This window comes from Anaerolineales bacterium, assembly GCA_022866145.1.
Classification (GTDB): Bacteria; Chloroflexota; Anaerolineae; order Anaerolineales; family E44-bin32; genus PFL42.
The window spans coordinates 1-5,809 of record JALHUE010000093.1; the positions used below are offsets into that span (position 1 = coordinate 1).

The window sequence follows — 5,809 nt, forward strand, 5'->3', positions numbered from 1 at the left end:
GATGTGTTCGTTCACTTCTCCGCTATCCAGGGCGATGGCTACCGCGAGCTGCAGGAAGGGCAGCGGGTCGAGTTCGCGATTGCCCAGGGGCCGAAGGGCCTGCAGGCCGAATCGGTCACCATCCTGTAAACCAACCCGTACCCCGACGGAGCCCCCGGGAAGCCCCCGGGGGCTCTTTTGTTTGGCCCAGCCGCCGCAGGGCACAGGCGCTGGCTTGCGCGGAGGGATCCCCGCTGCACCGGAGGTCGGCGCGGCGGCGAGGAATAGCTCACAGATCGCCCTCGATCCCCGTCTTTCGGCCGGGCACTGGTGCCCCCCAGACGGCAGCCTGCGGGCGGGATCACTGGAGGCACCGGCCTCCCGCTGCTCTCACGGCCGATGCCGAGGGGAAGCCGTGTACACGGGGTCGAGCGCCCAACCAGGGAACGACCCGTCCTATCTCTCCGACGACCCCTCTCCTTCTCACGACTGCCCGAGTGCCTTCGGCCTGTGACTTTCCTCAATCGAGGTCGCCCCCCTTCGCTCGGGGAACGGGAACAGTCCGCTGGCGGTGGTCAGGCGGCCGAAATGCGGCTACCTCGGCCGGTTCCCTCGTCGCCTGCCACCGCTCCCTTGGGCCTCCCCCCGCTGGAATAGGACTTTGGGTCTACTCCTTGGGGTTGACACCAACCCCGCGACTGCCCTAGAATGAGGTCTGGTGGTCTGACCAGGATACCAGAGGGCGCATGCAGATCGAACACGTCGATCATCCGACTTTGACGGGGCAAGTGGCCGGACGGCTGGCGGCTTCCATCCTCGAAGGAGGCCTGCGGGCCGGCGAGCAGCTCCCGGCGGAGCGGGACCTGATGACGCGCTTCGGCGTCAGTCGGGCGACGTTGCGCGAGGCATTGAGGATGCTGGCCGAGCACGAGGTGCTCGAAGCCCGACCGGGCGTTGGCTGGTTCGTGCGCGACCCCGGCCAACGCCTCCTGCCCAAGGTGATGGCCCTGGCGCACGCCTACCGCCCCAGCCTGGCGGCCGACACCCAACCGGCCCGCCAGCCGCCCCCTGAGGGGCCGCGCCGCCTGACCGTGGTGGCCGAGAAGCCGCTGCGCATCCCCAACCTGCACACCGACCGCCTGGGGACGTTCGACTTCATCTCATGGTGGGAACGCGACAAAGTGCAGGCCGCAAGCGTGCTGGTGGTCGGTGCCGGGGCCCTCGGGAATGAGGTGGTCAAGAGCCTGGCCCTGATGGGCGTCGGCCACCTGTTCATTGTCGATTTCGACGTGATCGAGGCCGCCAACCTCAGCCGCTCGGTTTTCTTCCGCGAGGCCGACACCGGGAAGGACAAGGCGCCTATCGTCGCCGCCCGCGCCAAGGCCCTCAACCCACAGGTTCGCCTGCAGTACCTGCAAGGGGACGTGACGACCGGCCTCGGCCTGGGCGTTGTCCGGCGGATGGACGTGGTCATCGGCTGCCTGGACAACCGGGAGGCCCGCCTGGCGCTCAATCGCTTCTGCTACTGGATGGGCAAGCCCATGGTCGATGGCGCCATCCAGGAATTGCTGGGCCTGGTGCGGGTCTTTGTCCCCGGTCAAGGGGCGTGCTTCGAGTGCACTCTCACCGAGCAGGCCCGCCGAGAGATGTCGCTGCGCTACTCGTGCCCGCTGCTGGCCCGCCACAACATCCTGCAGGGCAAGGTCCCCACCACGCCGACGATCGCCTCGATCATCGGATCGATCCAGGCCCAGGAAGCCCTCAAGCTGATTCATGCCATGCCGGTGGAGGCGGGCAAGGTCACCCACTTCAACGGTCTGACCAACGAGATGCACACCACTGCCTACGTGGCGCGGGAGGACTGCGAAAGCCACTGGACCTACGGCGAGGTCGTCGAGCTCCCTGCCCGGGCCCGGAGCACCCGCCTGCGGGACATGCTTGAAGTCGCCCGCCGCGACCTCGGACGGGAGGCGGTCATCGAACTGGACAACGAGTTGCTCCTCAGCTTGACTTGCCCGCGCTGTCAGACCGTCGAGGAGGTCATCCGTCCGCTGTCCGAGGTCAGCTTCGAAGCCGGCCATTGCCCGGGCTGCGGTCTGCTGCGGGACACGGCCATGACCCACCTGATCACTGGCAGTGAAGCCTACCTCGATCGCACCTTGTCCAGCATCGGTGTGCCGCCGTTGCATGTCCTGCGCGCCCACAACGGCAAGGAGTATCGCTTCTACGAGCTAACCGGCGATTTGCCGGAGGCGCTCCATTTCAGTGACTTCGAGGCCGGTCCGCCGTTGGCTGGCGAGCCTGAGGCCTCCCAGCGTATCCGGCTTGGAGAGCAAGTTGAAGCCTCCTCGGCTGCGGCCAACCCGGCGCAAGGGCGTATCGTCTTCGGCCGGCAGGCTGGGGAATGAGCTCCTCCCCCCACCCCCGCTCTTCGGAATCCAGGCAGGGAGCGGCGCCGGCGATCCCGCGCTGGGTGGGGATCGTGTTCCCGATCGGTCTGGCAGCGGCGGCCGCACTGGTCGTCGTCGCCGGCGCCAACCGGGTGCTGCACCCGGCGGTCCTGCAGGCCGCTACGGCGGCGGCCCTCGGCCTGTTCACCGGCTTCCTCACCCGCTGGAGCGTCCGCGGCCGATCGCTGGCCGTGCAGTGGTGGATCGCAACCGGGGCATCCACGATCTGTCTGCTCGCCGTCGGGCTCGTCTCGGGTGGGAGGAGCGGCATCGCCCCGCCATTGGTCGGCTCCGCCGGAGTGCGCCTGGCCGAGCTGGCCGGGCTGTCGCTTGCCGGGGCGTGCTCGTTTCTGGCCCTGCGCTACCGCCGCCCACGCCCGGCACGCCCGCCTCGGGCCAGCCTGAGGCAGCGGGCCCAAGCCGGCTTGCGCCACGGCTGGCAGCGCTTGTCGCCGGCGGTCGCCTGGCGCGGGCTGCGCCTCGGACGCGAGCAGACCCGGCCGCGGGCCGCGAGCTCGCCCAGGCCTCAGCCGGCTGCCGCCTCACCGGGCGCATCCCGCCCACGGACCGCTGTCGCAAGCGCCGGCAGCAAGCCCTCCGCCAGAACCCAGCCGGCGAAGCGTGGCCAGCAGAAGGCTGCCCTGCCGGCGGTGCGCGCTGCCCGCCGGGCAGCCAAGCGCGGCGTCCGGTTCACCGGGGCCGAAGACGCCCGCTGCCCCTACTGTCTCGAGCCGGTGCAGCCGAATGATCGGCGCGGGTCGAAGGTCTGTCCGATTTGCCACACCCGGCACCATGCCGACTGCTGGGCTGTAACCGGGGTCTGCCAGATGGCCCATCTCTACGCTGATGACCCCGTCAGGCACCAAGGAGCCGACCGATGACCGACCTGGCCGTCACGATTGTTCTTCCCAACGGCGGCGCTCGTAGCGCCGAGATGCCGGATGATGTCAGCGTGCGCGATCTGATGGCGGAGCTGACCTCCCTGCTCAAGCTCCCCACCCTCGGACCGGACGGGCGGGCGATGAGCTACCGGATGGACAGCAAGGCACTGGGCCGCGAACTGCGCGAGGACGAGACCCTGGCGCAGGCGGGCGTCCCCGCGAATGACCGCCTGATCCTGACGGCCGACATCACTGCCGGGGCGACCCCCGTCGAACAAAGCCCGCGCCTGCGCCGGCTGCGCGGCGACCACGAGCGGATGGTCGAGCTGGCGGCGCGCAGCGACTTGATCCGCTTCGAGGCCCGGTCGGAACGCCCTGGCTGGCCACCCGAACGCTACATTCTCACCTTCGACTGCAAGGGAATCGCATCGGTGGATCGGCAGGGCCGACCCAAGTACTCCGAACATCACCAGGTGGAGATCTACCTGCACAGCCAGTATCCCCAGCGTTGGCCCGGGATGAAGTGGCTGACCCCCATCTGGCATCCAAACATCAACCACCTCAACGGCAGCGTGTGCATCGACGTTGCCTGGTGGACAGCGGGCCGCTCGTTGGACCGGCTGGTGATCATGCTGGGCGAGATGATCCAGTACAAGAACTACCACGATGACCCGACCCAGCCTCCATTTCCCTGGGACGTGGAGGCGGCCCGTTGGTGCCGGCAATACCGCAGCCAGCACCGGAACGTCTTTCCCGTCGACCGCCGCGAGCTGTTGCGGCCGGAGCGGGTCAAGCTGGCCGACCCGGTGTCGCCCAAGACTCGACCCCGGGTCCGACTGAAGTGACCGCGGCCGGAAGGGCGCGGTCGGCAAGTGTCGGCAGATTGCGCACGACCGATCAACCAAGAATTAGGAGGCAGACGCCATGACCGACTCAACCAAAGACGAAACCCGGACCTCAGAGCTCTCTGTGACCATCGTGCTTCCCTCCGGCGGCAGCCGGACGGCGGACGTGCCGCGGGATGTCCCGGTGCGTGAGCTGATCCCGGAACTCACGACCTCGCTCGGCCTGCCCACTACCGGGCCCGACGGCCGCCCGACCAGCTACCGCCTGGACAGCAAGGCGCTCGGGCGCGAACTACGCGAAGAGGAGACCCTGGCCTTGGCTGGCGTCCCAGAAGGCGATCGTCTGATCATCACCGCCGACGTCACGGCGGGATAGCTGCAGGCTGCATCCAATCTCGCCTCGGGCGCACGCTGCGCCGGGCGGGGGTAGAACAGGTGGGTATGCTGTCGGACTCTGGGCGCATCCGGATGGGCGCCATACAAGCCATCGAGCCGGCGAGCGGTCACATGCCGCTGCAGCGGGCGCGGCGCTGGCTGTCGGCGTATGACAGCTCTCGCCCCGCTCCGGCGTTGCGGGTGTTCATGACGCCCTCGGCCTATGTCCGCTGCTGCGCCCATGCTGGAAGCGACCTAGGGCACGAGGTCGGCGGCGCACTTGCCGGCCGCTGGAAGGCGGACACGGCCACTCGTCAGCCGTACCTGGTGATCGAGGCAGTGCTGCCGGCGCGTCATACCCGCCAGGGGCCCGCCTTCCTGACCTTCACCCAGGACAGCCTTGTGGCGCTGAATGACGAGCTTGACGAGCGCTACCCGGGGCGGCGGATGGTCGGCTGGTATCACACCCATCCGCGCATGGGCGTCTTCCTCTCCGATCACGACGTGTGGATCCATGAGCATTTCTTCTCGGAGCCGTGGCAAGTGGCGCTGGTGATCGAGCCGGTGTCGCGGGCGGGCGGGTTCTTCGTTCGGAACGCGGCGGGCGCTCTGGACCCACACTCCTACTCCGGGGTTTACGAGCTGCTGCGGGACGGGCGCGGCAGCGTGATGGTGTGGAGCAATCTCAGTCAAGCAGTAGGGGATTTCGAGAAAGGAGGCGCAGCGTGAGCCGACCCATGCGCACGTACTACTACGCCGTGGCAGGCGCCATCGGAGGCTTGATCGCCTGGCGCCTGAGCGACCTGGTTGGCCTATCCTTCACCGTCAACCTGTACCTGAATGAAATCATCGTCGGCGGCCTGATCGGGCTCAGCATCGGACTGCTGATCGGCGCCACCGAGGGCATTGTGACCCTCAGCCCTCGGCGCGCCGCGCGCTCGGCACTGATCGCCGCTCCGATAGGGCTGCTGGCGGGGGCGTTGGCCCTGCCGTTGAGCGAAGCCGCTTTCCAGGCCATGGGCGGTGAGGCTGTGGGCCGCGTCCTGGGTTGGGCGCTCTTCGGCCTGCTGATCGGACTGGCCGAGGGGGCCAGCGGCCGCACCCAGAGCTGGAAGGGCGCCCTGGGGGGTGCACTGGGCGGCGCCTTGGGCGGCGCGCTGCTGGTTGCCTCGCAACAACGACTCGACAATCCGATGCTCGGCAAAGCCATGGGTCTGGTCGTCCTCGGCGCCTGCGTCGGAGCCTTCATCGCCTTGATCAGCGTCCTGCTTTCCAGGGC

The 5,809-nt window shown here is 68.5% G+C and carries 7 protein-coding genes; all 7 read left to right on the top strand.

The window, feature by feature from the left end; all coding sequences use genetic code 11:
• Positions 1-129, top strand: a 129-nt coding sequence (locus MUO23_02985; protein ID MCJ7511919.1) for a cold shock domain-containing protein, incomplete at its 5' end; no start/stop codon positions are given.
• A gap of 596 nt (positions 130-725) precedes the next feature.
• Positions 726-2,387, top strand: a complete 1,662-nt coding sequence (locus MUO23_02990) for a ThiF family adenylyltransferase (protein ID MCJ7511920.1) — start codon at positions 726-728, stop codon at positions 2,385-2,387.
• Positions 2,384-3,310 (top strand): hypothetical protein, encoded by a 927-nt coding sequence (locus MUO23_02995; GenBank protein ID MCJ7511921.1) that lies wholly within the window; start codon positions 2,384-2,386, stop codon positions 3,308-3,310. Before MUO23_02990 ends, MUO23_02995 begins: the two co-directional genes overlap by 4 nt.
• Positions 3,307-4,155 carry a hypothetical protein gene (locus MUO23_03000; protein MCJ7511922.1) on the top strand — a complete coding sequence of 283 codons (849 nt, stop codon included), beginning with the start codon at positions 3,307-3,309 and terminating at the stop codon, positions 4,153-4,155. The genes MUO23_02995 and MUO23_03000 overlap by 4 nt, the downstream gene beginning before the upstream one ends.
• Positions 4,156-4,234: 79 nt before the next feature.
• Positions 4,235-4,531, top strand: a complete 297-nt coding sequence (locus tag MUO23_03005; protein ID MCJ7511923.1) for an EsaB/YukD family protein — start codon at positions 4,235-4,237, stop codon at positions 4,529-4,531.
• Between the two features lie 65 nt (positions 4,532-4,596).
• Positions 4,597-5,259, top strand: coding sequence for a hypothetical protein (locus MUO23_03010; GenBank protein MCJ7511924.1), 663 nt, complete (start codon positions 4,597-4,599; stop codon positions 5,257-5,259).
• Positions 5,256-5,809, top strand: a 554-nt coding sequence (locus MUO23_03015) for a hypothetical protein (protein MCJ7511925.1), incomplete at its 3' end; no start/stop codon positions are given. The genes MUO23_03010 and MUO23_03015, both read left to right, overlap by 4 nt.